At 54.6% G+C, this 26,505-nt stretch carries 27 protein-coding genes, 1 tRNA gene and 1 pseudogene; 17 read left to right on the plus strand and 12 right to left on the minus strand.

Annotation, left to right across the window (positions count from 1 at the left end):
- Both ACJ8J5_RS17645 and ACJ8J5_RS17650 read right to left on the minus strand, forming a co-directional pair.
- Nucleotides 1–552 (minus strand): isochorismatase family protein, encoded by a 552-nt coding sequence (locus ACJ8J5_RS17645; RefSeq protein ID WP_141996944.1) that lies wholly within the window; start codon nt 550–552, stop codon nt 1–3.
- Nucleotides 553–652: 100 nt separating this feature from the next.
- Nucleotides 653–2,041 carry an amidohydrolase family protein gene (locus ACJ8J5_RS17650; RefSeq protein ID WP_147823444.1) on the minus strand — a complete coding sequence of 463 codons (1,389 nt, stop codon included), beginning with the start codon at nt 2,039–2,041 and terminating at the stop codon, nt 653–655.
- Between the two features lie 207 nt (nt 2,042–2,248).
- Here ACJ8J5_RS17650 and ACJ8J5_RS17655 point away from each other — a divergent pair, with 207 nt between their 5' ends.
- The gene (locus ACJ8J5_RS17655; protein WP_043140802.1) at nt 2,249–2,869 is read left to right on the plus strand and encodes a nucleotidyltransferase domain-containing protein; all 621 of its coding nucleotides are present in this window, start codon (nt 2,249–2,251) and stop codon (nt 2,867–2,869) included.
- A complete protein-coding gene (locus ACJ8J5_RS17660; protein WP_414104983.1) occupies nt 2,820–3,260 on the plus strand; it encodes a DNA-binding protein in 441 nt (146 codons plus the stop codon). Before ACJ8J5_RS17655 ends, ACJ8J5_RS17660 begins: the two co-directional genes overlap by 50 nt.
- A gap of 6 nt (nt 3,261–3,266) precedes the next feature.
- Here ACJ8J5_RS17660 and ACJ8J5_RS17665 read toward each other — a convergent pair whose 3' ends face one another.
- On the minus strand, nt 3,267–4,121 hold the full coding sequence (locus tag ACJ8J5_RS17665; RefSeq protein WP_164099870.1) for a LysR family transcriptional regulator: 855 nt from the start codon (nt 4,119–4,121) through the stop codon (nt 3,267–3,269).
- A 126-nt stretch (nt 4,122–4,247) separates the two neighbouring features.
- Here ACJ8J5_RS17665 and ACJ8J5_RS17670 point away from each other — a divergent pair, with 126 nt between their 5' ends.
- The 4 genes from ACJ8J5_RS17670 to ACJ8J5_RS17685 all read left to right on the plus strand — a co-directional run bounded on the left by ACJ8J5_RS17670 (nt 4,248) and on the right by ACJ8J5_RS17685 (nt 8,387).
- A complete protein-coding gene (locus ACJ8J5_RS17670; RefSeq protein WP_141971772.1) occupies nt 4,248–5,447 on the plus strand; it encodes a cyanate transporter in 1,200 nt (399 codons plus the stop codon).
- Nucleotides 5,448–5,522: 75 nt separating this feature from the next.
- Nucleotides 5,523–6,866 carry an esterase-like activity of phytase family protein gene (locus ACJ8J5_RS17675; protein ID WP_025304806.1) on the plus strand — a complete coding sequence of 448 codons (1,344 nt, stop codon included), beginning with the start codon at nt 5,523–5,525 and terminating at the stop codon, nt 6,864–6,866.
- Nucleotides 6,867–6,963: 97 nt separating this feature from the next.
- A tRNA-Sec gene (locus ACJ8J5_RS17680) sits at nt 6,964–7,058 on the plus strand.
- Nucleotides 7,059–7,220: 162 nt separating this feature from the next.
- Nucleotides 7,221–8,387, plus strand: a complete 1,167-nt coding sequence (locus ACJ8J5_RS17685) for a tyrosine-type recombinase/integrase (RefSeq protein WP_414104984.1) — start codon at nt 7,221–7,223, stop codon at nt 8,385–8,387.
- Between the two features lie 35 nt (nt 8,388–8,422).
- On the opposite strand, the gene ACJ8J5_RS17690 is transcribed toward ACJ8J5_RS17685, so the two are convergent.
- The 4 genes from ACJ8J5_RS17690 to ACJ8J5_RS17705 all read right to left on the minus strand — a co-directional run bounded on the left by ACJ8J5_RS17690 (nt 8,423) and on the right by ACJ8J5_RS17705 (nt 11,652).
- Nucleotides 8,423–9,592 (minus strand): hypothetical protein, encoded by a 1,170-nt coding sequence (locus ACJ8J5_RS17690; protein ID WP_414104985.1) that lies wholly within the window; start codon nt 9,590–9,592, stop codon nt 8,423–8,425.
- A gap of 96 nt (nt 9,593–9,688) precedes the next feature.
- Nucleotides 9,689–10,327 (minus strand): hypothetical protein, encoded by a 639-nt coding sequence (locus ACJ8J5_RS17695; protein ID WP_414104986.1) that lies wholly within the window; start codon nt 10,325–10,327, stop codon nt 9,689–9,691.
- Nucleotides 10,328–10,675: 348 nt separating this feature from the next.
- On the minus strand, nt 10,676–10,930 hold the full coding sequence (locus ACJ8J5_RS17700; RefSeq protein WP_072269777.1) for an ogr/Delta-like zinc finger family protein: 255 nt from the start codon (nt 10,928–10,930) through the stop codon (nt 10,676–10,678).
- Nucleotides 10,927–11,652: an NAD-dependent aldehyde dehydrogenase gene (locus tag ACJ8J5_RS17705; protein ID WP_414104987.1), complete on the minus strand. Its 726-nt coding sequence runs from the start codon at nt 11,650–11,652 to the stop codon at nt 10,927–10,929. The genes ACJ8J5_RS17700 and ACJ8J5_RS17705 overlap by 4 nt, the downstream gene beginning before the upstream one ends.
- A 544-nt stretch (nt 11,653–12,196) precedes the next feature.
- On the opposite strand from ACJ8J5_RS17705, the gene ACJ8J5_RS17710 reads away from it, so the two are divergent.
- Genes ACJ8J5_RS17710 through ACJ8J5_RS17735 form a run of 6 tightly spaced genes read left to right on the plus strand, consistent with a single transcriptional unit; the run spans nt 12,197 to nt 16,191 of the window.
- Nucleotides 12,197–12,457, plus strand: a complete 261-nt coding sequence (locus ACJ8J5_RS17710) for a helix-turn-helix transcriptional regulator (RefSeq protein WP_414104988.1) — start codon at nt 12,197–12,199, stop codon at nt 12,455–12,457.
- Complete coding sequence (locus ACJ8J5_RS17715; RefSeq protein WP_414104989.1) at nt 12,454–12,699, plus strand: hypothetical protein; 246 nt, start codon at nt 12,454–12,456, stop codon at nt 12,697–12,699. Before ACJ8J5_RS17710 ends, ACJ8J5_RS17715 begins: the two co-directional genes overlap by 4 nt.
- A gap of 5 nt (nt 12,700–12,704) precedes the next feature.
- A complete protein-coding gene (locus ACJ8J5_RS17720) occupies nt 12,705–13,250 on the plus strand; it encodes a host cell division inhibitor Icd-like protein (RefSeq protein WP_107227551.1) in 546 nt (181 codons plus the stop codon).
- Nucleotides 13,247–13,510, plus strand: a complete 264-nt coding sequence (locus ACJ8J5_RS17725) for a hypothetical protein (RefSeq protein ID WP_037432034.1) — start codon at nt 13,247–13,249, stop codon at nt 13,508–13,510. Before ACJ8J5_RS17720 ends, ACJ8J5_RS17725 begins: the two co-directional genes overlap by 4 nt.
- Nucleotides 13,507–13,845 carry a DUF5375 family protein gene (locus ACJ8J5_RS17730; RefSeq protein WP_107227513.1) on the plus strand — a complete coding sequence of 113 codons (339 nt, stop codon included), beginning with the start codon at nt 13,507–13,509 and terminating at the stop codon, nt 13,843–13,845. Before ACJ8J5_RS17725 ends, ACJ8J5_RS17730 begins: the two co-directional genes overlap by 4 nt.
- 12 nt (nt 13,846–13,857) lie before the next feature.
- Nucleotides 13,858–16,191 (plus strand): primase-helicase zinc-binding domain-containing protein, encoded by a 2,334-nt coding sequence (locus tag ACJ8J5_RS17735; RefSeq protein ID WP_414104991.1) that lies wholly within the window; start codon nt 13,858–13,860, stop codon nt 16,189–16,191.
- 415 nt (nt 16,192–16,606) lie between these two features.
- On the opposite strand, the gene ACJ8J5_RS17740 is transcribed toward ACJ8J5_RS17735, so the two are convergent.
- Nucleotides 16,607–16,759, minus strand: a complete 153-nt coding sequence (locus tag ACJ8J5_RS17740; RefSeq protein ID WP_414105000.1) for a DUF6404 family protein — start codon at nt 16,757–16,759, stop codon at nt 16,607–16,609.
- 462 nt (nt 16,760–17,221) lie between these two features.
- Here ACJ8J5_RS17740 and ACJ8J5_RS17745 point away from each other — a divergent pair, with 462 nt between their 5' ends.
- Nucleotides 17,222–18,034, plus strand: a complete 813-nt coding sequence (locus tag ACJ8J5_RS17745; RefSeq protein ID WP_414104992.1) for a hypothetical protein — start codon at nt 17,222–17,224, stop codon at nt 18,032–18,034.
- Between the two features lie 245 nt (nt 18,035–18,279).
- Here the strand turns inward: ACJ8J5_RS17745 and ACJ8J5_RS17750 are convergent, their stop codons facing one another.
- From ACJ8J5_RS17750 to ACJ8J5_RS17765, 4 genes and pseudogenes are all read right to left on the minus strand, one after another.
- A complete protein-coding gene (locus tag ACJ8J5_RS17750) occupies nt 18,280–19,173 on the minus strand; it encodes a hypothetical protein (RefSeq protein WP_414104993.1) in 894 nt (297 codons plus the stop codon).
- Between the two features lie 196 nt (nt 19,174–19,369).
- Nucleotides 19,370–19,553 (minus strand): annotated as a pseudogene (locus ACJ8J5_RS17755) (recombinase family protein); the annotation flags it as partial.
- 536 nt (nt 19,554–20,089) lie between these two features.
- Nucleotides 20,090–20,428, minus strand: a complete 339-nt coding sequence (locus ACJ8J5_RS17760) for a colicin E1 family microcin immunity protein (protein ID WP_033645080.1) — start codon at nt 20,426–20,428, stop codon at nt 20,090–20,092.
- A 198-nt stretch (nt 20,429–20,626) separates the two neighbouring features.
- Complete coding sequence (locus ACJ8J5_RS17765) at nt 20,627–21,529, minus strand: LysR family transcriptional regulator (protein WP_016929547.1); 903 nt, start codon at nt 21,527–21,529, stop codon at nt 20,627–20,629.
- A gap of 140 nt (nt 21,530–21,669) precedes the next feature.
- Between ACJ8J5_RS17765 and ACJ8J5_RS17770 the strand changes: the two genes are divergently transcribed.
- From ACJ8J5_RS17770 to ACJ8J5_RS17785, 4 genes are read left to right on the plus strand one after another with little or no spacing between them, the layout of a single operon-like run.
- Nucleotides 21,670–23,205, plus strand: a complete 1,536-nt coding sequence (locus tag ACJ8J5_RS17770; protein ID WP_414104994.1) for an MFS transporter — start codon at nt 21,670–21,672, stop codon at nt 23,203–23,205.
- 41 nt (nt 23,206–23,246) lie between these two features.
- On the plus strand, nt 23,247–24,290 hold the full coding sequence (locus ACJ8J5_RS17775; RefSeq protein ID WP_060434858.1) for an HlyD family secretion protein: 1,044 nt from the start codon (nt 23,247–23,249) through the stop codon (nt 24,288–24,290).
- Nucleotides 24,287–25,732: an efflux transporter outer membrane subunit gene (locus ACJ8J5_RS17780; protein WP_025304816.1), complete on the plus strand. Its 1,446-nt coding sequence runs from the start codon at nt 24,287–24,289 to the stop codon at nt 25,730–25,732. Before ACJ8J5_RS17775 ends, ACJ8J5_RS17780 begins: the two co-directional genes overlap by 4 nt.
- Complete coding sequence (locus tag ACJ8J5_RS17785; protein WP_025304817.1) at nt 25,713–26,486, plus strand: siderophore-interacting protein; 774 nt, start codon at nt 25,713–25,715, stop codon at nt 26,484–26,486. Before ACJ8J5_RS17780 ends, ACJ8J5_RS17785 begins: the two co-directional genes overlap by 20 nt.
- Nucleotides 26,487–26,505: the final 19 nt, after the last annotated feature.

The following is a 26,505-nucleotide window of genomic DNA, read 5'->3' on the forward strand; positions in this document are numbered from 1 at the left end:
TTACTCCTGTGCGAGTTGCGCCAGCGCCTCATCCACGCTGGCGATGCGGGCAAAACGATCGACCAGTACGGTTTCAGTATGCCGTTTCAACTGCGCGGGGGTAAAGACTTCGCCGTCGGGATGGCGCATCGGGAAGGTCAGCGTCGCCTCGGTGACGAAAGTCACCCGATAACCGAGATCGGACGCCACCCGGGTGGTGGTTTCGCAGCACTGCTCGGTGCGGATGCCGGAGACGATCAGGTGGTTGATATTCCGTTCGCGCAGCCAGGCGTCGAGGCCGGATTCGGTCAGCGCATTGTGCACATGCTTATGCACGGTGATATCCGCCTGGTGGGTGAGGAACGGCAGGCGCTGCACATGGCCTGAAGCCAGTGAGAATGGCCCCTGCGGCGAAACGTGCAGCACGTCGACCAGCGCCGCGCCGTGCCGTTGGCAGCCCGCGATCAGGCGGGCCAGCGCCTGCTGAAACGCCGGCAGATCGTCCTCTTGCCAGAATGGACGGTGCTGGAATGATTGCTGGACATCGATGATCAATAACGCGCTCTGTGACATTTTCGGCCCTCCGCCAGTGTGTGTAGCGACCATCTTGCGCCGCTACTGACTCTGGCAGAAGGCCAAAAACGGCCATCATGATGACAACAGCGGACCGACCTTAGGCTTTGCTCACCTGGCCGGCGACCAGGCGCCCCTGATGGAAGGTGGCGTTGCGCGCCGGCAGACGGGCGACCGCCTCGGCGGAGCAGCTGGCGTTGACCAGCACGAACTCGGCGGCATCGCCGGCTTTCGGCCAGGCGCGCTGCCCCTTATCGTCCAGCGGCAGCACGCCGCCGGTGGAGATGGCCATGGCGCGCGACAGGTGATACTCGTCGGAACCGCGGTACAGCTGAGCATACAGGTTGGCCTTCTCCAGGATGTCGCCGGTGCCGAACGGCGACCAGTGGTCGATCACGCTGTCGGTGCCGGTCATCACGAACACCCCTTTCTCACTGAGCTGTGGCAGCGGCATCATCAGGCCGCCGATTGGCACCGTGGAGGCGATGGTGATCTGCTGCGCCGCCAGCCGGGTGGCGGTTTCCGCCAGTTCGCCCGGCGTCAGCGTGGTCAGGGCGAAAGCGTGGCTGATGGTGACCTTACCGCGCAGCGCCGGGTTTTTCTCCACGGTGGCGATCATGTAGTTGATGGCGGCGACCCCGGCCGGGCTGGTTTCATGCAGGTGGATATCCACGCCTTTGCCGGTATCGAGGGCGATCTGGAACATGGCGTCCAGCGATTTCTCCATCGCGCCGTCGACGTTGGTCGGATCGAGCCCGCCGACGTACTGCACGCCCATCTGCATCGCTTCGCGCATCAGCGCATCGACCCTGGAGTGCAGCAGGCCGTGCTGCGGGAAAGCGACGATTTCACAGCTGAAGTCCGCCCGGTGGTTTTCCAGCGCGCGCTGCAGGTGCTCCAGGCTTTTCAGGCCGCTGACCGGATCGATATTGCAGTGGCTGCGCGCCACGGTGCTGCCTTTGGACTGCAGCAGGGCGATCAGATTTTCCGCCCGCTGCTGTGAGGTGGGCAGCAGTGTCGGGATCAGCGTCTGCTCCAGCGCGATCATGTCCATGATGGTTTTGCCCTGGCGCGGGCGCGGCGCCTGCCACGGGCCGCTGTAGAAGGTTTTGTCCAGGTGGATGTGCATATCGCGAAACGCCGGCAGCAGCAGCTGGCCCTGCGCCTGATAGCGGGGCACGCCGGCGGGCAGCGCGGCGTTGGCGGCATGAATGGCGGCGATCTTGCCGTCTTTGATCTCAAGCGTATACAGCGCGGTGCGGGTGCCGATCACCGTTTCGCCGTCGTATTCAAAGCCGTCTTCGAGCCGCACCTCACTCAGGCAGTAGTGGCGATCGGTCAGGGTCATCGGCGTTGGCGCACATTGCCCGTCGCCCGGTGACGCGGCCTGCGCCATGCCGCCGGTCAGGCCGATCACCGCGCAGGCGGTGGTGAGTTTGCCGGTTTGGCTGAGGAAGGCTCTGCGGCCCGGTTGCTGAGGGTTTTCCACGTTCGGTTCCTTAATCCAGAGGTGAGGGAGTGAAAACATCCCCCAATTTAGGAGAGGAACCGACCGGTTGGCAGCGACATTTGCCACTGGTGACTATTCGATTTGGTAATGATCGGCGTCTGCCGGCGGAAGGGTGCTCTTGGCTTGCTCTTTCGCAGCTTTAATGGCTACATTTGTAGTCATTAAAGCTACATTGAGGTCAGCGTGATGCACGATCCGATGCTCGAATTACTGTTCAGCGAATACCGTAGAAAAGTGCTAAGCCTGCTGTTTATTGAAGCCGGGCAGGCGTTTCATGTGCGAGAAATTGCGCGGCGCACCGCAACTCAGGCCGGGACTTTACATAAAGAGTTGAGCCGGCTGGCTGAAGGCGGCATCTTGCTCCGGCAGCGGCAGGGCAACCAAATTTGCTATCAGGCTAACGCCGATTGCCTGATTTTTCCCGAGCTGGCGGCGATTTTCCGCAAGACCTGCGGCCCGGCTGCGCGCTTACGGCAGGTGCTGACTGGATTTGGGGAGGACATCGAACGGGCTTTCATCTTTGGTTCCGTCGCCAGTGGCAAAGCGACGGCGGCCAGTGATATCGATGTTCTGATCGTCGGTAAACTGTCTTTTACGGATGTAATTCAGGCGGTTTATCCGCTGCAGGCAACGCTGGGTCGGGAAATTAACCCCAAACTGTACTCGCCGGAAGAGTGGCGAGCGGCTTTGGCCGAGAACTCCGCGTTTATTCAGGACATTATGCAGAAACCCCAACTCTGGATTGCGGGAGACAAGGATGACGCTGGACAATCTGGTCGGGCTGGGACTGGAGGTGATAACGCCTGACGCGGGGGCGATTAAAAAATTGCTGGCCGCCGCCGCTCGCAACCGACGCGATGCGGGTATCACTCAGCTCAGCAATGAGAGCCGTTTCGACATGGTATATAAGGCGGTCATGCAAATGGCCAATGCCGCTTTGCAAGCCAAAGGATACCGCACGCTGACCAGCAGGCCTGGCCATCACCAGACCATGATCCAAACGTTGCCGCTCACTGTAGGGTTGCCGCGCGAGGCAATGATCTGCCTGGATGCATTGCGAAAACAGCGCAACGTGGCGGATTATTCCGGCGACTTGGTGACGGACGCGGCGGTACAAGCTTGCCTTGAGCAGACAGAAGCGCTGTGGGTACGGATTATCGACTGGCTGCAGCGCGAACATACGCAGATAGTGGCGTAAGCGGTCTCATTTCAACCCGCAAAACACCGTTAGCCGCTGGGCCAGCGCCAGCGTGGCGGCGGGGGCGCCGTCGCGGTAGTAGAGCGCCAGTTCGAAGCTGTCTATCGGCGGTAATCCTTCGGCCTCGCCCAGCACCCGGTGCGCGGGCAGACGGCAGCCGGCCGGCAGCAGGGTGACGCCCAGCCCGGCGGCGGAAGCGGCGGTCAGCGCCGCCAGGCTGGCGCTGCTGTAACCGATGCGCCAGCGTTTGCCGAGGGTGTCCAGCGCCTGGCACAGCTCTTCGCGGTACAGGCCGTTGAGCGGAAACACCGCCAGCGGCACCGGCGATTGCTCGATGGCCGGGAAGGCCAGGCTGTCCAGCCACAGCAGCGGTTCCGGCCGCGCGGCGCGCGGCGGTTGCCGGCGGCGCTGTTTCACCAGGATCAGATCCAGCTCTTCACGCGCGTAGGCGCTGTGCAGATCGGCGCTCAGGCCGCTGGCGACGTCCAGCCGCAGGTGCGGGTGCTCACGGCTGAAGTCGGCCAGCAGCTCGGTGGTGGGCACGGCGAAATCTTCCGGCATGCCGATCCGCAGCACGCCGTCGCGCCAGATGCCGGTCAGCGCGTCGTGGGCTTCTTCATTTAGCGCGATAATGCGGCGCGCGTAGCTCAACAGCTTGACGCCTTCTTCGGTCAGCAGCACCTGATGCGAGGAGCGCTCAAACAGCGGCTTGCCCAGCATCTCTTCCAGCCGGCGTACCTGCTGGCTAACGGTGGACTGCGACAAAAACACCCGCTCTGCGGCGCGGGTGAAGCTGTTGCTGTCGCATACGGCGACGAAGCTGAGCAGCAGCTGCGGATTGAACATCGGGTAGCGATTCATTTTCCCACTGTTGGCTATTTTATTATTTAATTTCCCAATACTAGCGGCGTTGCCTACAGTAACGCAATGCTGCGGCGATCGCGCTGTGACGCCGCACTCTTCATTTCGCAGTACCAGGAATATACCTTGTTAAATCATTCTGTTAATTCATCCTCCTCGCGCCGCTGGTTCAACCCCCTGTTGCTGGCGCTGGTGTTGATCGGCCTGAACATGCGGCCGCTGTTGACCTCGATCGGCCCGTTGCTGCCGACGCTGCGCCAGGCTACCGGGCTGAGCTTTGGCGGCGCGGCGCTGCTGACCACGCTGCCGGTGCTGATGATGGGGCTGATGGCGCTGGCGGGCGGCGCCATCAACCGGCTGTTCAGCGAACGCAGCGCCGTGACGCTGAGCCTGCTGGCGATCGGGCTGGGAGCGCTTTGGCGCGAACTGGCCCCCGGTAGCGTGCAACTGCTGATGAGCGCGGTGCTGGGCGGGCTCGGCATCGGGGTGATCCAGGCGGTGATGCCCGGCATCATCAAGCATCATTTCCTCAAAAGCATGGCGCTGGTGGCCGGGCTGTGGTCGGCGGCGCTGATGGGCGGCGGTGGGTTGGGGGCGGCGATCACCCCGTGGCTGATGAGCGTAGGGCACGACTGGCACAGCGCGCTGGCCTGGTGGGCGTTGCCGGCGCTGGTGGCGCTGCTGGCCTGGTGGCCGGTCAGCCGCGGGCTGTCTCGCCTGGGCGCGGCGGGCGAAAACCGCGGGCCAGGACTGCTGCGCAACCGGCGCGCCTGGCTGCTCGGCGCCTATTTCGGCCTGATCAACGGCGGCTATACCAGCCTGATCGCCTGGCTGCCGCCGTATTACATGCAGCTCGGCTGGCAGCCGCAGGCCAGCGGTTCGCTGCTGGCGTTGATGACCTTTGGCCAGGTCGTGGGCGCGCTGCTGCTGCCGGCGCTGGCGCGCAATCATGACCGGCGGCCGCTGCTGTTGCTGGCGCTGATGATGCAACTGATCGGCTTTATCGGCCTGATTTACCTGCCGCAGACGCTGCCGTGGCTGTGGGTGTTGGTTTCCGGGCTGGGGCTGGGCGGCGCGTTCCCGCTGTGCCTGGTGCTGGCGCTCGATCACCTGCACCAGCCGGCGGCGGCCGGGCGACTGGTGGCCTTTATGCAGGGCGTCGGCTTCCTGCTGGCGGGTGTGACGCCCTACCTTTCCGGCCTGCTGCGCGACTACAGCGGCGGCTTCGTGCTGGACTGGCAGATCCACGCGCTGCTGGTGGTGGTGTTGATCGCCATCACCTGGCGCTTCCATCCGCACAGCTACCGACGGGCGTTCGCCGAATAATATTTCTGTCATTGCCGCTCCCTATAGTGACGTTGCTTTTACTTCTGGGCGATAACAACGAAAAGGGACAATGACATGCACAACACCAAAACCCGGCTGGCGCTGCTGGTCGGCTGCATGGCGCTGAGCGCCAACCTGTGGGCCGACGCGCAGCCGGTGCAAGCGACGCTGGCCGGGCATGCGCTGCTGCCGGTGAAATCCGCCGTTTCCACGCCGAAGGACGCGCCGAGCGATCTGCAGCAGAGCGGCAAATACACCAGCGGCAAACGCGTCACCGAGCTGGGCAGCGTGGCGGGCAAATCCGCCGATCGCCTGACCGGCCTCGGCCTGCCGATCGACGGCCAGCCGCTGCAGGGCCACTCCGGCATCAAACACATGCCCGACGGCACCTACTGGGTGCTGACCGACAACGGCTTCGGCAGCAAGGCCAACTCCCCGGACGCCATGCTGTACCTCAACCACTACAAGATCGATTTCAAAGACGGCACGGTCGCGCCGCTGAAGACGGTGTTCCTGCACGATCCGGATAAAAAGGTGCCGTTCCACATCATCAACGAGAGCACCGAGAAGCGTTATCTGACCGGCAGCGATTTCGATCCGGAAAGCTTCCAGTTTGCCGACGATGCCTTATGGATCGGTGAAGAGTTCGGGCCTTACCTGATCAAGGCCGACCTGAACGGCAAAGTGCTGGCGGTGTTCGACACCCAGGTAGACGGCAAGGTGGTGAAATCGCCGGACAACCCGACGCTGACCCTGCCGGGCGCGCCGGACGGCAAGCAGAACTTCCAGGTGGCGCGTTCCAAAGGCTTTGAAGGCATGGCCGCCTCGCCGGACGGCAGCAAGCTGTACCCGCTGCTGGAAGGGGCGCTGTGGGACGGCGAGCAGTTCGAGAACGTCGGCGGCAAACGCTACCTGCGGGTGCTGGAGTTTGACGTGAAACAGCAGGCCTGGACCGGCCGCAGCTGGCAGTACGTGCTGGAAGACAACCAGAACGCCATCGGCGACTTCAACATGATCGACGCCACCCACGGGCTGGTGATCGAGCGCGACAACGGCGAAGGCACGCCGGATAAAGCCTGCGCCGCCGGCGCGCCGACCGACAACTGCTTCAGCCAGGTGGCCAAGTTCAAGCGGGTGTATAAAATCGCCTTCTCGGACGCCAACGTCGGCAAACCGGTCGAAAAACTGGGCTATATCGACCTGATGAACATTCAGGATCCGAACAAGCTGGCGCGCAAGCCGCTGAACGACGGCGTGCTGACCTTCCCGTTCTTCACCATCGAGAACGTGGACGTGGTGGACGCCAACCACATCATCGTCGGTAACGACAACAACTTCCCGTTCTCCTCCAGCCGCCAGCCCAATATGGCGGATGACAACGAGTTCATCCTGCTGGACGTGAAGGATTTCCTGAAGTAGCGCTCCCCGGCCGCCGAATCGCCGGCGGCCGCCATTTCCCGCTTAGCGCAGTGAACAAACTGCGCTATAATCAGCGCCTTGCTTCTCCCTTCTCCAAGGAAGATCCTCGTCCCCGGTGGGGCGGCCGGACTTCAAATCCGGTTGGGGCCGCCAGCGGTCCTGGGCAGGTTCGACTCCTGTGATCTTCCGCCAAAGCTTGTCCGGGTAGTTCCTGAAAAGTCCATTAAAATGTATAAAATCAATTGATTATGTGATTTTATTGTCCGCTAGTGTCCGTGCGTTACCGCCTGAATCCGAGAAAAATGTGTATAATGATGCGTATAATGTTTTTATACACAGAATCCACTTATACACATGCTCCTAACTGATATACAAATTCGACGTTCCAAGCCGCAGGAAAAGCCCTACACCCTCAACGATGGCCAAGGCCTGTCTCTCCTTATCAACACTGACGGGAGTAAAGGTTGGCGTTTTCGCTATCGCTATGCCGGAAAAGCCAAGCTAATGTCCTTTGGTACCTACCCTTTGGTAACGCTGGCCGACGCGCGAGAAAAGCGCGGAGAGGCCCGTAAGCAAGTTGCTAATGGCATTGACCCTGTAGCCGAGAAAAAGGCGCAAAAGCTCGCTCAGAAGCTTTCTGTTGAGAATTCCTTTGAAGCTATTAGCCGCGAGTGGCACACGAACAAGGCTGACCGGTGGACTCTGGCCTACAGGGAAGAAATCATGCGTACCTTTGAGCAGGATGTGTTTCCGTACATTGGTCAACGTCCGATTGCAGAAATTAAGCCCTTAGAGTTGCTAGAAGTGCTGCGACGCATTGAGAAGCGTGGGGCATTGGAAAAGACACGTAAGGTACGCCAGCGCTGCGGAGAGGTATTCCGCTACGCAATTATTACCGGTAGGGCGGAATATAACCCAGCCCCAGATCTCGCCAGCGCGCTAGCCGTTCCCAAACAAAAGCACCATCCGTTCCTTTCGGCCGAGGAACTACCTTACTTTGTTAAGGATTTGGAAGGATATACCGGTAGCATCATCACTAAGAATGCAGCGAAGATCGTTATGCTGACCGGCGTCCGCACGCAAGAAATGCGCTTTGCCACGTGGGAAGAGATCGATCTTGAGCGTGCCATCTGGGAGATCCCCGCCGAACGTATGAAAATGCGACGCCCGCACATTGTGCCGCTCTCTAATCAGGTGGTTGAACTGTTTAAACAGCTGCAACCGATCACTGGTCACTATCCTTACATTTTCATTGGACGAAACAACCGCAGAAAGCCTATAAGTAAGGAGAGTGTGAACCAGGTGATCGAGCTGCTGGGGTATAAGGGGCGAGCCACTGGTCACGGCTTCAGGCATACAATGTCTACCATCCTGCATGAACAGGGGTTTGAGTCTGCATGGATTGAGATGCAACTAGCGCATGTGGATAAGAATGGTATTCGGGGTACTTATAATCATGCGCAGTATCTTGAAAAACGTAGGGACATGTTACAGTGGTATAGTGATTTTTTAATAAAGTGATAGAGATAAAAACTATCACTTTATTAAATTTTTGATTAAATTATATTTATAATGCTTTTCATTTGTTGATTGTAGAAAATAAGATCATCAATAGAAAAATCTTTGTTGGAATTGTGAACAATAATATTCCTTACCTGTCTTAGTTGAGAAATACTCTTTAGTATGTCCTCACTAATAATATTCGCGCTGCATAACTCCCTCTCTGGTCTTGTGAAAAGTGACGGCCTACTTAGGGATATTCCATTTTTATATGCTGCTTCAGAAATTTTCGACTCTAATTTTTTCCACAACACAATGAAATCACCGTAGTGTTCACTGTTATTGATGACTACATTCTCTGCTAATTCTTCACGTTCATCTTCTGGGACAGTTATTTTATCAAGAGATGCAATGGCATCTTCTAATATAGGTCTTATCTCATTTGTTATTTCAATGGTGGAGTCATAATCGGTTTTTTCGAAGTTGTTATTATGAGCAACTTTACATCGTAATAAATAGAGCTTTTCCCATTTTGATTTTAAATAGCTACCTTCACATTCAACATGTTTTTGAAAATATCGCTGCCAGTTAGATTGTGGGATGAAATCTTTTAATTCGTCAGAGTTAATTGATTTTTCTTTATGGCTTTTAATCTTGGAAATAAGACTTTCAATATCCTGGGTTCTGTATGTATCAAATAAAAAATTAGAAAGCTGTATAAAGTCAGTGTCATATAGATAGTTATTTTCGTTTCCCGATGATTTAGTTCTCTTGGATTTTTTTAATTCCTCTGGAATAGCTGTTTCAACCCAACCTACGCCGACATTTGTTAGCATGAATTTTGTGATGAGTTTTCTCATCATATTTTCTATTTCATGAATGATTGGGTAACACTTTAACGAATAGTTAAACCCTATATCATCCCACAAGGTCTGTATATTATTTTTTGATGCCATGTGGAGTAGGTTTCTCAAAACTTTCAATAAATTGGTGAATTCATTTACTCTCTCATCATTTTCGTTTGACAGTTTGATATGAAATATCTTATTTTTTTCTGATGGAGAGTTTGCTTCAGTTATTTCAATCCCAAAAATATCACCTCTGTAATTTATTTTTTTTCCTACTATATTAATCTCAGAGTCTGATTGAATGAAATTTAAAAATGATTTTTTAGTTTTGCAAAAAGAATTCGTAATCTCAATGGTAACTAGATATTCAACTCTCATGACACACCACCTTTATTTTTAAGATGTTTTATTTTGCGTTTTAATCGCGTGGTGAATTGATAATTACCACTAAATAAACATGAACTGTGATAAAAATCAATCATTATTATCAATGATGTATTTTAACCATTGATTGTATCGCTTGTCACCTACTTTAATAATATGCTTTTTTATGTGTAGGTTACTATAGCTCTCATTATCGGTAAAGTTAAATACTAGCTCACCAATGCTCCACTCACATGTTATTTTTCTTAAATACCCTTCCTCAAACAAAACCGGGGGTTGGAAATCAAGGTCAGCAGGAAATCTTGAGTTAAGATATTTGGTTGCTTCAATGAATAATAGAACAATATCTATGAAATCCTCGGCTTCTTCAAGAGTTGCATCTCTATATTCATGTTCAATGCTATTCCTTAATTTATTTATTTTGTCTATTATTCTTGGCCTAACAATGCCAATGCTTTCTAAAAAATCCAATTTCTGTGGGAAATTTTTTAAAGATAATTTAAAATACTCGTCCCCACAAAAGGAACGACAAAGGATATCAACTTTCATGTGAAGAGCTGATTTTGCATTTCTTATTGCATTATTAAAGTTTCTTCTTTCTTGTCCGGACTTTAAGTCATCAATAGCATCTTGTAAATATCTATTTGGGCCTAGATAATCCTTGAATTTAATAAACATCCAAGAATAAGATGGATAGGTATCAACGTCTAATTCATTAGGCACCAGCATCCCAAACTCCTCATGTTAAAATCATTTTATAATTTCTTTATGCAATTATGTAAAGCCCATAATATATAAAAGGTCACTTTCATGTAAAACCTCTGCGCGCGCAATACTCCCCCGCCTACGCGCTCTGACTTTATCATGCACATTTCATGCATGACACAAAGGCTCTGTAAGCCCTTGTGGTGCGGGGTTTCGGCTCTTTGGGATAGGCTGGGGATTCATGCAAAATCATGCACCCTATGCATGCACGCGTGGTTTGAGGCAGGCTAGCCAGAAAAAAGGCTGTTTTCGGGCTTAGGGGAACGGTAAAGCCCCCGCAGCAAAATCAGCATTGCAGCGGGGCCTGCTCAATCAATGAAGGGTTTGGTTTCGGCTATAACGGCGGTAACGATTTAATGTCCTTTTTTCCGGCGGTGGTAAATCATCAACGGTCACCGTTTCCGCTTGAATGGGCTGACATAAAATCTTATCGACGCTCTCCACCGTTTTAAATGTGCAGGAACACACGATGTTCTGGCACTGGTAATAGGCTTCTTTTGTCCGCTCCGTGATATAGCGACTGGTGCGGGTATAGGATGCATGGGTGCACAGCGGGCAGCGCATCATGATTTGGCCCCCTTCTGCAGCAAGCGTTGACGTTTTTCCTTCAGTTCTGAGACAGCCTGCATGCTTTTGGCTGGACTGTTTTGCAGTTCCGGCAATGCGCCCGTTTCTTCCGGTATCGTCAGGCCAATCTCATTAAGCACCGGGTGGTCGATATTTTGCTGTGCCATGGCAACGTGAATACGGCCTTGTAGCGTTCCCAGTACCTGTTGCTCAATCATTTTCATCGGATTGTCCGCATAGACGCCGTAAGCCCGTGAAGCCAGTGCACAAGCCTTGATAACGTCAGAGCTGATAAGCGCCTTGCTCAGCGCATCCACGGCCTGATGCATCGCGTGAGCTGCAAAGGTCGTGAGGGCGTCTTTGTGCGCGTTCACCACCTTCGGGGCTGTGCCGCCGCAGTTGAGGTGAAGCTGCATTTTGTCCAGCTCCATCTCCTCAATCAGTCCGTCGAACTCTTTCGCCAGCTCCCGCTTGGAAATCCGACTGTGGTGCTGCGCTTGCAGTTCCGGCGTCATTTCTCCGCGCAGTTTGCGAAACAGAGTGCGCCACTGGCTTTCTGCCTCCTGGCTCTGCACTTCGGTGTCTTTCTTCTGTTGGTGGCAGCGAGCAATGCCGGTTACGACATCGGTCAACGCCTGATAGTTTTTGTCGTGGGCGGCGCGAGCGTCACGCAGGGCTTGCAGTTTATCGGTAATGTATTTCGGTAAGGCGGTGGTGCTCATGGTCATGTCTCCGGTGTCAGTCAATGTGAAGCTATTCTGCTGACCGCCGTACAACATCGCCATTCATCCCGGTTGGACTGTCCCCAGGACAACAGTCTCGAAAAATGACGATAAAACCATCAAAGCGTTTTTAGTTTTATATAAAACTATTCACAACTGTTCACTCTAATAAAAACATAGATAAATCAGTTAATAAAGTAGTGAATAGTTTCACTAAAACTCGTCACCCAGTGTTCACCACTGTTCACTTTTCTAAAAAAGACCTTTTCTCTGGCTAGCCGTGGTTATATTTATTTTTGATGTTCCTGCCTATTTATAAATCGATTATTAATTGCTGAAAGCTATGATTTGAAAGTGAGGAAGGGTGAGGAGCGGTGGGCTAATGCAACTTAGTGCAATTCGTTGTTTTTACGTGCAATTCCTTAGCCCATCACACAACATCCCCTTGTTGCCACCCCGCAAAATATTCTCATAATAGGGCGCTACCAGACGAACCCACACAGCGCCGGTGAAATCCCACCGGGTATAAACGAGGTAGCATTCCATGTTTGCAGTTGCCACACAGACCCCTTCCACATCCCCGACCGTCCCGGTCGATTACATGCCCCGTGAGCGTTTCATTCGCCTGCCCGAAGTGCTTTACACCACCGGGCTGTCACGCTCTACCGTCTACGAAATGATGACCCGCAAGCAGTTCCCGGCCCAAGTTTCCCTTGGCGGTAAAACCGTCGCGTGGCTCGAATCAGAAGTCGAAAGCTGGATGGCTGAACGTATCGCCAACCGTCATCAGGGGGCCGCAGCATGATGCGGTTAACCTTTGGTCGCCAACACTTTACCCTGAGCGACAACGACGCACTGTTTGTGGCAGAAGCCATCCTGTTGCAACGCAAACAGCCGGATATTGTCTTACCGGAGCACCGCAGCGAAAAACACGGCGTTATTCGTCTGACGAGTCGCCAGGCTGAGTCGCGTCTGTTCAGTGCCGGGCCAGTACCGCTGAGCTGCGCCGCCGCTGAGACCCGCAACGACCAGCTTACAGACTGTTGATCACTATGCGATCGATTGAACGTCCGGGGGCGTCTTACGGCTTGCCCCCGCGTCCGGCACTGCGCTATAGTCCCTCCGCTGTCGCACAATCGGCAGCCGGGCGTGGAAACCCGTGTAACTCAATGGCGACACCACACGCGCCTAGCGTGTTTTTTTATGTCGCGGCCTTAGTGCGCTCATTTTTTGCACAGTGGTTTTTATGCTACTGTGGCTGTCAAACAATGGTGGCTCAGGCGGGGCTGACTTCGGTCAGGCCGGTATCCATTGAGGCCGGTATTTCCACCCCCGTCTGGGCTACCACCCATAAGCGTGGAAACTTCGGTGGTAGCAATAACCATTACTCAATGGAGGCTGCCACCATGGCTACGACCCTCACCCCGACTCACCCTACATTCTGCTTTCTGTTTGCGGCCGTGCGCCGTTCTGCGCTGACGGCTTCACCGCGTATCGTGCGCACCGTGGCGGATTCTGAACACAGCGCCCGCCGTCTGCTGGCGCGTGACTACATTCTGTCGTTTGCGGGCCGTCTGCCTGTTCAGGGGGTGGCATGAATACGCTGGCCGCCCGTTTCCACAGTGAAACCTTCTATCCTATTCCGCATGCTGATTTCCTGCGTCTTCAGCACGCGCATTCTACCGGCGTGCTGTTCCTCGACATGCTGGATACCCTTGAATCGACCGGTCAGCGCCCGGACGCCGCTCAAAAAGCCGCCTTTGCGTCTGTCATAGCGGTACTCACTGACCAGCTTGGACAGGTCGTCAAAACCTGTGACTCCCACATCATCGCCAGCATGGAGGCTTCCGCCGCATGAACACCCCACAGTCTTGTTTACCCGTTGAAGTCCGTACCGCCGTTTACCGTCGCGCATTGGCCCATGCCTATCTCGATACCTGCGCCTTTTACCGGGTGAACCCCGGCTACACGCTGGATGAACTGCAAATGGCGATTGCGATGGACATTGAAGGCTACTTTGTCCGCCAGCACGGCGCAGAGGTGGGCATGGACATGGCCTGTACCATGCTCAGTGACATGGTGCAGCCGGATATTCTGGTGGCGCCGCCGCGTCTGACCACGCTCGGGCAGAAGATGATGGATGAGCTGTGCTGTGGCCGGATGGCCGTCACCTGCAACACCACCGTGCACTGAGGGAGCAAAACAATGACCGCAACAAGCGTTTCTCACACCTCACGTGCAGCGACCGGCCACTGGCCGGTCTTACTCACCGCGCTGGGCATTCACATTACTGCAGGGGGCCGGGCGCAGCCCTGCCCGGTCTGCGGCGGCAAAGACCGTTTTCGCTTTGATAATCTGCAAGGCCGTGGCACATGGTTCTGTAACCAGTGCGGCGGTGGCGACGGCCTGAATTTGGTCGAAAAAGCACTGGCCGTGACCACCAAAGAGGCCGCCGCGAAGGTAGCCGGGATATTAGGTGAACCGTCATGCAGCGCCATGCCGGAGCACAATCCCCAGCAGGTACAGCAGGACAAAGCGCAGGCGCGGTATCATGCAGCGCAACAGGCCAAAAAACTGCTCGCCAGTGCCCAGCAACTGGCCGGGAATAGATATCTGACTGCGAAAGGCTGGCCGGACACTGACGCCCTGACATTACAGGGGGCGTCACTGCGTGTCGGCGGTATCACTTACCAGCCCGGCGACCTGCTGTTGCCACTGACCGACAGCACCGGGGACGTGGTCAACGTCCAGTTAATTAATGCCGCGGGCGACAAGCGCACGCTGGCCGGAGGACAGGTGAAAAACGCCTGCCATTTCCTGCCGGGGCAGGATGACGCCGTTATCTGGCTGACCGAGGGTTACGCCACCGGCCTGACCGTGCACCACCTGACCGGGGAAAGCGTCTGCGTTGCGCTCAGCGCCAATAACCTGCCCGCGATGGCGCAGCAGTTGCGCGCTCACTATCCAGATGCGCTGTTGTTGCTGGCGGCCGACAATGACGAGAACGGCACCGGGCAGGCCCGCGCTGCCGAAGCCGCGCAACTGAGTGGCGGTAAACCGGCGTTACCGTCAGAAACAGGCGACTGGAACGACGTATACCAGCAACAGGGCAAGCTGGCCGCGCTTGCACAATTGACTGCCTTTAGCCAGCCCAAGCAACCCAGTCCGTTTGATACGCTCAGCGATGCCGACCTGAAAGCCATGAGCGCGAGTGAAAAGGCCGAACTGCTGGCGGAGCACTACCAGCACCTGCTGGCCGTGCCACAGGTCGGTGAAGACCTGTGCCGCTATGAAAACGGTGCATGGCAGGTGTTGCCGTACCGGGTGCTTAGCCGGGAAATTGCCGCCCTGTTTCAGAAAATCCGCGCGCCGTTCTCGGCGGCGGGTATCAACAGCATTCTGGACACACTCAGGCTGATGGTGCCGCAAATGGGCACGCCGGCACGACACCTGATTGGCTTTCGTAACGGGGTGTTTGATACCACCACAGGGCAATTCGGTGCGCACCAGAAAACGCACTGGCTGCGCACCGTCAACAGCGTGGATTACACGCCGCCCAAGACCGGGGAAAATCTGGCCGACCACGCCCCGCATTTCTGGCGCTGGCTGACCCGCGCTGCCGGGCAGCAACCCGACAAGCAGGCGCGTATTCTTGCTGCGCTGTTTATGGTGCTGGCGAACCGTTATGACTGGCAACTGTTCCTTGAGGTCACCGGTCCCGGCGGCAGCGGCAAAAGCGTGATGGCCGCGATAGCCAGTCTGCTGGCGGGGAAAGACAACACCACATCAGCCACCATCGATAACCTCGAGTCGGCACGCGAGCGTGCATTGGTTGTTGGCTTTTCGTTGATTATTCTGCCTGACCAAGAAAGGTGGAGCGGTGACGGGGCAGGCATCAAGGCGATCACCGGTGGCGATGCGGTGGCTATCGATCCGAAACACCGTGCCCCTTACGCGGCGCACATTCCGGCGGTGATTCTGGCGGTGAATAACAACCCGATGCAGTTCAGTGACCGCAGCGGCGGCGTGTCTCGTCGCCGGGTGATCCTGCCGTTCCCGGAGGTGATACCGGCCAGCGAGCGTGACCCGCAGTTGCTGGCAAAAATCACCGGCGAGCTGGCGGTGATCGTGCGCCACCTGATGCAGCGTTTTGCCGTGCCCGATGACGCCCGCACATTGCTCGAAGCGCAACAGAACTCCGATGAAGCGCTGGAGATTAAACGCAGTGCCGATCCGCTGGTCGATTTTTGCGGCTACCTGCTGGCAGTCAATGCGCCTGACGGTCTGTATATCGGCAATGCCAACATTACCCCGGCGAACCCGCGTAAATACCTGTATCACGCGTACCTCTCTTACATGGAGGCCCGGGGACACAAGTACCCATTGAATCTGACCGCGTTCGGGCGCGCCGTGCCACAAACCTTGCGAGAGTATGAAATAGCGCTGTTGAAGCGCAAGACCAATCAGGGGATGCAGACTAACCTGATATTAAACGAAGACTGTGAAGCCGACTGGCTCCCAAAGTGTGAAATGCGCTGAGCGAATGGCGTCACGATCGTTTCTGCCGATCAATAGCCGGTTATTGATCTACCGAACCCATTGGACGCTGTTGCGCGGGGCCACTTATAGTCGAACGGTACAAACCGCATACACCCAACACCGGGGAACCCCGTAGCGGTGACTACTCAGGCCTGCATTGCAGGCCTTTTCTCTGCCTGAAATCTCTCCCTGCCCTTCACCCACAGCGCAATAAATCACCGGTTCAGGCCGGTATTTTGCATTTTTTGGTCTGACTGTTCACTGTGAGTGACCAGTCAGGGCAAACTGATCACCAACTAATCACGGGTTAATCATTTGTTTTTAAACAACTAAAACCAAAAGTGAACAGTGTGACCAGTTTTTCTATAAATCTTTTTTCTGGCGTTCAGAGTGTCACCGCTAGAGACTCTTCCAGTCAGGCCGCTTGTTGGCCCGCTTGCGTCAAGAGTGGATTAACGCCATGAATAAACCAAACAGCAAACCGGCAAAGAGGGCCAAACCAGACGGCGAAGAACAACGTATTCAGCCAGAAGGGGGCGAACGGTGGAGGTGGCATTTTACCTCCCATCTTCCAAAACAGGGCAAGATCGGCGGCCCATAATTGCTCCGCCACATCTTTTTATCTTCCATCAGGGCTATTGCCTTTTTCTTCTTATCTTCAAATGCCATCATCCGAATCCTTTCATTGGGTATCTATAAAGACCGTCTAATAATATGCCTTATCCAGAATCAGCCATAGAGGGGACGTTTGGAAAATGGAAAAAATCCCGCTCTAAGAATTTTTTAGGCAAACAGGTTCTGACAGGCAGCTTTGAGCGAGAAGCGGACTATTTTGCCAATTTGTTGTAATATCAGTCAGGGTTGTAGTAAGTGATTGTTCATAAATGCTTATGATCAGTGAATGTAAATGCAACGGCACTAAGTGTGATCTGCAGTGAATATAGCAGGCAAATTATATTCATTGCCAAGTAATGGTCATATACTGAAACTTGGCTTAATGAAATAATATATTTCATCAGAGGTAACTATCATGGATAATTCTCAAAAAAATTTCTGCTACGAACAATATGAATCAGTAAAAAAAATACTACGCGAACAGATAAGAAATGATTTTCGTGAAATCATCATTCAAGTTGAAAAGTGCGATTATATAATAGCATCTTCTATACATGGTATGAGAACACATGAATCATTAACGGCCGCAGCAAACGCCCATTCACTGTTCTTAGTTGCTTTCGACTTAGCTCAATCCGGTCACTTTACAGCAATGTTCCCTCTTTTTAGAACGGCCCTTGAAAGTGCCATCTATGGTTATTTATTTAATTGCGAAGAAGGTCTCAGTGAAAAATGGAAGAAACGTCAATTATCCGAAGAAGATTTTAAATCTAATAAACAAGCATTCACTGCAGCAGTCAAACGGTTTCGAGGATACTTGCAGCGTCATGATGAAAAATCAGGTGACACACCGTACGAACAATACATCATGAGTTTGTATGATGCAGCAATTGATTTTGGTGCTCACCCAAATCCTATTGGATTACTGAATAATATATCATTAGAAAATGAAGGTGAAGCAACAAAATTCAGTTACGATTATTTAATTACGGACTCTAAGGACATTCTTAAGGCTCTCTCCGCATGCCTTGATTATGGAATTGCAATAGCTGCAATTAATCATCTTTCACATGTTTATAGCAATCCAACCCATCCAGGACTGGATTCTATTCTCCTTGACTTCATTAATGAAAACAATGCAATAGTAGATATATTAAATGGAAGTCCATTAGGTTTTGAACACAGGTACTATAATCGCATCAATAGCTTTGTACCTCCTAATTTATAGTTTTTAGTTTAGGTGCCATTTATTTTTTTCTATCAGTCATAAACTGGAAAAATATCGAATAATCAGATGTCACCCACGTTATATATGTGGGTGACAATTTCATGAGTAGTATGTTGATGACAGTTTGCTCTCTCCTATACAAACTAACACCCGAACGTGTGAGCAACCTCCGCTCTTGGCGCAGAACGGACCTGCATTTAGCATTATATGTCTGCTTCAAGCGTGAGGCGGACATAATGACGATTTTAATATATACGTCCCTGTTTGTTGTCTTGCATATGTCTCCAAATCTCTTCGAAAACATCTTCATTTACATAGCCCATATAACACGTTGAGAACTTTATAAATTGTTCTCTAAGGGCCTCTTTGCTTTGTAAAAAAACATTCAGAACCTTTCTGGCGTTAAAAAGATATTCTTTCTTATCTTTTGGAGTCATTTCATTCCATTTATGACCCAATTCTTTTATGGCTAGAGTAATTAGCTCTTCTCTTCTATTTTTTAAAGCTTTCCCTCTATTATGCCTTTGCATCGCTTCATGAAATGCACGATGAAACATATAATCAGAATTATACGTGTGAAACTTAGACAAATCCAAAAGGTTTGCAGAAGATGTCAAATCTCCTGTTGAGAATAAACTGTTATAGAATGTATGAGTTGCATTTTCAATATCACCTGCAGGTATTGCATCAAAGGGAGCGATGCAAAAGTATACCGGTGTAAATTTTTTAATTGTATGGTTTTTGTGAATGAAGTTATATCCATGACAAGTCCCAATAAATGCTATAAGCTCATTATTCATTAGCCTGTTTATTATTCCAAGTTCATCTGCGAGTTCATTCCAATGAATTATGCTTTTATCTGGAAGAACCATCGAAATTGGATTCCCATGAGCTTCAATGTGAATAATAGGCCGAAGTCCAATTTTTAATTCCGGGATGAAAAAATCCTTTATATTTTTAAGTATATTTCGAAATGATTGCGCATCTTGTACTTTTAAAAGTGAAATCCCACTGCCAAATCCTTTGTCGCTTAGGTTTTCATGTAGACGTCGGGCCGTTTGATATTCATTCTCAGGCAGACAATCAAGAATAATAAGCTTGTTGAAATTTATTTTTTTCTGAAATGTAATATGATTCATTTTCTTCCTTGCCCTATTTGTATTTGTGCAAACCTTATGTTGAATATTTATTAGATGATTCACAAACATATTATTAGGTTTTCATTATCGTAGTTTTAACAATTTTTGACAAATATTTTTGAAGCTTACAATGTTCGCTTCTGGCACATAGCAAACTGTCAACCCGGAGTATTGTTTACCGAGGGATATTAAATTCCTATGAAATGGTGCTGAGACTGATCCCGGCGCTTATACGTGTAATCACAGCAAGTTGTTGTTCTTCATTCAGTGCTGAAGGACGACCAAATCGCTTTCCAGCTTTTTTGCCCTCGCAATACCTGAGTGCGTGCGCTCAAGCAACAGATCCGCCCAAATTTCACCACAGCAGAAATCACCGACATCATTATGAGAAGCAACTCAATAATCGGCTCAGGCCGGTATATTGCATTTTTGGGTTGACTGTTCACGGGAAGTGACCAGTTGGGGCAAACTCATCACCAACTGCTCACTGATTAATCCATTTTTTCTAAACAACTAAATGCAAAAGTGAACACTATGAACAGTTTCTCTATAACTCTTTTTTCTGGCGTATTAGATCGATCTGGGAACAACATGCGGGAATATTGTATCTGGATCATCACGATGTCCTGCACTGTCTGTAATGTGTGCAGTTGTGAGGTGACAAAAAAATTGTGTATATGTTGGTGTATAATGGATTGTTGCATTTAATAAAAAATAATTCAAATTCATTATGTTATGGTGTTTTCATCACTCCTGTGATCTTCCGCCAATCAATATCTCCCAATCTCCTCTGTGATTGTCGGCTCCGGTAGAGTAAGTTTGCTTCTTTCGCTTTGTGATAGCGCAGCTTGCGTGGGTAGAAGAAACGTTCATGAAGAAGGACTATGAGGCAGTAAGCCGTTGACGTAAAAACCGCTTACGCGGCCTTTTTATTTCTGAGAAACAGGGCAAGCAGATACAGGGCGCCCAGCGGCAGGGCCATGACATAACAGAATGCATAATACAGGATCAGCACGCCATTTTTGCCTATGGTATCGGCGAACAGTCCGCGGTGCCAAAATTCTTCACTCGTGAACTGCAGGGCGGCCATTTCAGTGCCTTTTTTAGCACAGGGATACAGTAAAAAGCTCAGGATGGAGAGGATCAACGAAAGTGCGATATTCACCATGTCCTGGAAAGAATAGATGTAATAAAGCGCGATAAAAAAGTAAGTCACGCCCCACACCTGACTTTTCCAATAATACGCTTTGGTCATTTGCGCCTCCCTGGGCATGAGTTCCTTTCTGTTTCGTGCTTGGCGAAATGGAATACCGATGCCATTGCCCGCGTCGCGCGGTTTACCCAAGGCGTCTGAGTATGCGCAGGGCTTCGGCAAAATGCCATATTACCGGCTTATCTGGCAGGCGTATTTGGGTTCTGCAGCGAGCGTCCCTCTCCCCAACACATAGCCCCCTCACTCCCGCTGCAAAAAGAACTGCTTGATGGTCTGCCGCAGCCAGCGGTGCGCCGGATCGCGATCCAGGCGCGGGTGCCAGGCCTGGACGATAAACACCGATTCCAGCTCAAGCGGCAGCTCGATCTCCGCCAACGGCAGGTGGATGTTGCTCACCCCCTGCAGCACGTGGCGCGGCAGCGGCAGGATAAAGTCCGATTTCATGGTCAGCATCATCGCCGAATGAAAGCCCGGCAGGGTCAGGGCGACGTTGCGCTGCAGGCCGAGATCGCGCAGCGCGTCGTCGATCGGCCCCTGCGTGCGTCCGCGGCGAGAAACGCTGATATGCGGGTAATGGGTCAGGGTTTCGGGCGTTACCCGGCCTATGATCGGGTGCCCAGGGCGCACCAGCGCCTGAAAGGTGCTGGTGAACAGGCTCTGCGTCTTGATTTCCGGGTGCCAGTCGCGTGAGGAACCGATCACCAGATCCACTTTGCCGCTGCGCAGCGCGTCATCCTCGCCGTCGCTTTCGGCGATGAATTTCAGGCCGCTCAGCGGCGCCGATTCCCGCAGCGTCTCCAGCAATCCGCCCGCCAGCGCGCCGATAAAGATATCGTTGGCGCGAATGGTGAAGGTTCTGGTCAGCTTGCCGGGTTCGAACGCATCACTCGGTGCGATCAGCGCAGTGGCCTGCTCGATGATGTCGCCGAGCTGGCGTTTCAACTCCAGCGCACGCGGCGTCGGCACCAGATGCTTACCGGCTCTGACCATGATCGGGTCGTCGAACTGCCGGCGGATGCGCCCGAGAATGCGGCTCATTGCCGGCGCGCTCAGATTCATCTTCTCGGCGGCGCCGCTCACGCTCCCTTCTTCCAGCAGCAGATTCAGCGCATAGATCAGGTTGAAATCAATTTTTTGCGGCATGGCCTCTCCGGGGGTGGTGCGCTCAATGGGTTGCGTTTTGTGCAACTAGTTAATTACATCATTTCATTTTAAACAATCGAAATAACTCCGGATACTGCCTACGAAAACAAAGATTGAGGCTGAAACAGCAGGAGTGGGGAATGGTTGAGGTGTCTGTTACGCCGCACCACACAAATCGATGGCTCGCCAGCGCCGGTGAAATCAACGGCCGTACCTGGCTGGGGTTGTTCGGCGTGTTTTTGGCGGTGATGGCCAGCGGCGTGGGGGAAAACGCCAGCAAGTTTGCGCTGGCGGATATACAGGGTGGCATGCTGCTGAGCTTCGATGCCGGCAGCTGGCTGACCACATGCTACGTCACCGGCTTTGTGATCGGTTCCGGGTTCACGCCCTGTTTTTGGCCGACCTTTTCGCTGCGCCGGGTGGCGTTGACGATGTGCGGCATTTACCTGGCCGGTGGACTGTTGACGCCCTGGTTGGGAGATCAGTATGGCGTGCTGCTGGCGGTGCGCAGCCTGCAGGGCTTCGCCGGCGGCGCGTTGCCGCCGATGCTGATGACGGTGGTGCTGCGTTTTATGCCGCCGCTGATCAAGGTGCTGGGGCTGGGTGCCTACGGCTGGGTCTCGGCCTGGAGCGCCACGCTGGGCGCTACCGCCGCCGCCTTCGCCTTTCACTGGGGCTGGAGCGGGTATTTCTACTGGAACCTGCCGCTGATGGCGATCGCCGCCGTGTGCATCGGTTACGGCCTGCCGCAGGATCCGCTGCGGCTGGAGCGCCTGCGGCAGTTCAATTGGCGCGGCCTGTTGCTCGGCGGCATGGCGCTCGGCATGTTGACGGTGGGCATTTCACAGGGGGAGCGCCTCGACTGGCTGAACTCGCCGCTGATCTACGTTTTATTATTGGGCGGCGGCGGATTATTGGCGTTATTTCTGATTAACGAATGGTATCACCCGCTGCCTTTTTTTAATTTGCAGCTATTAAGCAAAAGGAATTTGTCTTTCTCCTTAATTACGCTGGGTGGCGTGCTGTTAATTATGGTGTCGCTGGTTAATATCACGTCGGGATATTTAGCCGCGATTCAGGGTTATCGTCAGGAACAAACCTCCGACTTAATGCTGTGGGTCGCATTGCCGCAATTAATTACGCTGCCGATCGTCGCCATAATTTGCAATACGCCGCGGGTGGATTGCCGCTGGGTGCTGGCGATCAGCCTGCTGTTGATGGCCACCGCCTGCGTGCTGGCGGCTCAGCTGACGCCGGAATGGAACGGCGACACGTTCCGCGTCATCGCGCTGTTGCAGGCGGTCGCTCAACCGATGGCGATCATCCCGTTGCTGATGCAGGCGACCGGCGGGCTGTTGCCGACCGACGGGCCGTTTGCGGCGGCCTGGTTCAACGCGGTGAAAGGTTTCGCCGCCACCGCTGCCGGCGGCGCCATCGCGCTGCTCAGCCGGCAGCGCGGGGATTATCACGCCGGTACGATCGCCGACGGCTTCGGCTCGGCCTACAGCCGCGCATCGGGGTCGGCGGAGCAGCTGGCGCAGCTTGCCGCCCGGCAGGGCCACGTGCTGGCCAGCGCCGATCTTTATCTGTTGGTTGCCGGCCTGGCGTTATTACTGACCGCGCTGATTTTAGTTATGCCGACCCGTATTTATCCGCCGCGTTCGGTCGCTGCCTGACATTTTATCATCAGAAATAAATATTAATTGGAGTCACTTTTATGGCTAACAAGAAAGTCGCCGTCGCCGTATTGGCGGTTGCCGTCATTACGCTGGGGTTATTAATCAATAAGTTCTTTATTAAAGAGACACAGCAGAATACCAACGACGCCTATATTCGCGCCGATATCTCGCGTATTTCTCCGCAGATTGCCGGTGAAATTGCGCAGGTGTTGGTCAGGGACAACCAGTGGGTCAAACAGGGGGAATTGCTGGCGGTGATCGATCCGCGTGAATTCAACGTCGCATTGGCGCAGGCGACGGCGCAGGAGCAATCCGCCCGCGCCCGCCAGGACGACGCCAGGGCCAACCTGACCCGACAGAGCGCGCTGATCGCCGCCGCGCAGGCGGAGCGGCAGGCGGCGCAGGCGGAGCTGGCGTTTGCGCGCCAGGAGCAGAACCGCTACCAGAGAATGGCCAGCAGCGGCGCGGGTTCACAGCAGGCGGCGCAGCAGGCGACAACGCGAGTGCACACGCTTTCCGCCAATGTGGCGCAGGCGGAGGCGACGCTTAAAGCGGCGCGAAACATGGAGCAGGTGCTGCAAGCCAAGCTGGCGGACAGCGATGCCGAGCTGATGCTGGCGCAGGCGAAGAAAGCGATGGCCGAGCTGAACCTGTCTTACACCCGCATCACCGCGCCGATCGGCGGCGTGATCGGCAAGAACAGCCTGCGGGTCGGGGAGTTCGTCAAACCGGGCGATGCGCTGCTGGCCATCGTGCCGCAGGACAAGCTGTACATCATCGCCAACTACCAGGAAACCCAGCTGGAAAACATTGCGCACGGGCAGTCGGTAGACATCCATATCGATACCTTTCCCGGCCAAACGCTGAAAGGGCAGGTGGACAGCATCGCGCCGGCTTCCGGCGTCAGTTTCGCGGCCGTGGCGCCGGAGAACGCCACCGGCAACTTCACCAAGATCGTTCAGCGCATCCCGGTGAAAATTGTATTTGATATCAACAAAGAGCACGCCGCTTTGTTGAGCGCCCTGCGCGTCGGCATGTCTGCGGACGTCAGCATCAATACGCTGGACGGGGGCCTGCAATGAACAGAGCCGTGATCCCGCTGCTGTTGATTGCGCTGAGCGGCTGCCGGGCGGTGGGGCCGGACTACGCTCGGCCGCAGAACGCGCTGCCCGAGAGCTGGGGTGAGCAGGCCGGCGGCGGGGCGCTGCCGGTGGCCTGGTGGTCGATATTCAACGATGCGTCGCTGTCGCAACTGGTGCAGCGCGCGGCGGCCGGCAACCTGGATCTGCAGCTCGCCACGGCGCGCATGCAGCAAAGCCGCGCCTTGCTGGGCGTGACAGAGGCGGCGCTGATGCCGGATCTGAGCCTGGACGGCGCCTATCAGCGCCAGCGCGCCACCTCGGTGGGCAGCATGGATCCGTCCGGCAACGGCGGAGAGGCGGATTATAACCTCTGGCGCGGCGGATCCAGCGCCACCTGGGAGCTGGACATGTGGGGCAAGCTGCGTCGCGCGTCGGAAAGTGCGCGCGCCGGCTTTGCCGCTTCGCAGGAGAACCGGCGCGCACTGCTGACGTCGGTGACGGCGGAGGTGGCGAGCGACTATCTACGCCTGCGCGCCACGCAGCAACAGCTGGCGGTGGCGCAGGAAAACCGCGCCACGGCGCTGCGCACGCTGCAGCTGACGCAAAGTCGTTATCAGAGCGGCGCGGGCAACGAACTGGATGTCGATCAGGCGCAGGTGCAGTTGGCGCAGGTGGATGCCCTGCTGCCGACGCTGTTCGATAGGCAGGAACGCTTGATCAACGCCATCAGCCTGCTGTTGGGCGAGCGGCCGGGCGCGCTGAAAGCGATGTTGGCGCCGACGAAGCCCCTGCCGACGCTGGCGCGCGCGGTGCCGATGGGCGTGCCGTCGGATCTGGCGCTGCGCAGGCCGGATATTCGCGAAGCGGCGGAGCGTTTGCATCAGGCAACCGCCGAGATCGGCATCGCCACCGCCGACTACTATCCGCGCATCACGCTGACCGGCAATGCGGGCTATCAGGCACTGGCACTGGCGGATATGGGCAGTTGGTCCACGCATACCTTCGCCATCGGCCCCGCCCTGTATTTGCCGCTGTTCGACGGGGGGAAAATCACCCAACGGGTGCGCCTGAGCGAATACCGGCAGCAGGAAATGGCCATCGCCTACCAGCAAACGGTGTTGCGCGCCTGGCACGAGATCGACGACGCGCTTTCCGGCTATCGCGCCCAGCAGCGCCGCCAGACGCACCTGACCGAGGCGCTGGCCGCCAACCGACACGCGTTTGCGCTGGCGCGCGACAGCTATCTGAACGGTGCGAGCGATTTTATCCACGTTCTGAGCACGCAGCGTGCGCTGCTGGATCTGCAGTCCGCGCAAATTGTTTCAGAGGAGGAGACGGCGATCGCCGTGGTGAATATCTATCGAGCGCTGGGCGGCGGCTGGGAACACACCTACCCGTCGGCGGCGCCACAGGAGAAGGCTGATGCACAACACGCTGAATAAGATTGTCGACGAGATGCTGGAAAGAGACACCCGCCGCAAACGGGAGGCCCGGGTGAGCGCCGTGCGGCAAGTCACCGCCCGGATCCGCCGCATCACGTTGAGCGGCGACGATGTGGATAAGTTTATCGCCGATCCGCGCGCGCAGGAGCCGGCCAGTTGGGTCAAAGTGTTCTTCCCGTGGCGCGACACGCTGGCCGGACGGGCTTACACCCTGAGCGGCATCGACAAACTCGCCCGCACTTTCGATATCGATATGGTGCTGCACGGCGAAGGCCCGGCGTCGAACTGGGCGCGCGACGCGATGCCGGGCGACAAGCTGGGGTTCGCCGGCCCTTGCTCCGGCGGCTTCCGATTGTTGCCGCAAACTCGCTGGCTGCTGTTGCTGGGCGATGAGACCGCGTTGCCCGCCATGCGCACCATTCTCGCCTCGCTGTCCGACCCGTTGCCGGTGCTGTGGTTCGCCGAAGTGGGCGATGCGCAGGAGATTCAGGATGTCGATTATTCCTTTTTGCAGGTGAACAGCTGGCAAATTCGCACCCGACATTTTGACAGCGTGATGAACAGCCCGCTGGTGCAGGCCGTCAGCCATTGCGAACTGCCGTCCGGCGAAGGGCAGGTATGGCTGGCCTGCGAACACCAGATTGCCGCGTACCTGAAGGCGCGCTTTATCAACGAAATGGGTATCTCCCGCGCTGCGCTGTTTGCCAAGGGGTATTGGAAAAAGGGCGAAGCCAACTTCAAGGGCGCGATTTAACTCAGGCGAGTGAGGATGG

Source organism: Serratia sp. CY43202 (assembly GCF_052168755.1).
GTDB classification, from domain to species: Bacteria; Pseudomonadota; Gammaproteobacteria; order Enterobacterales; family Enterobacteriaceae; genus Serratia; species Serratia bockelmannii.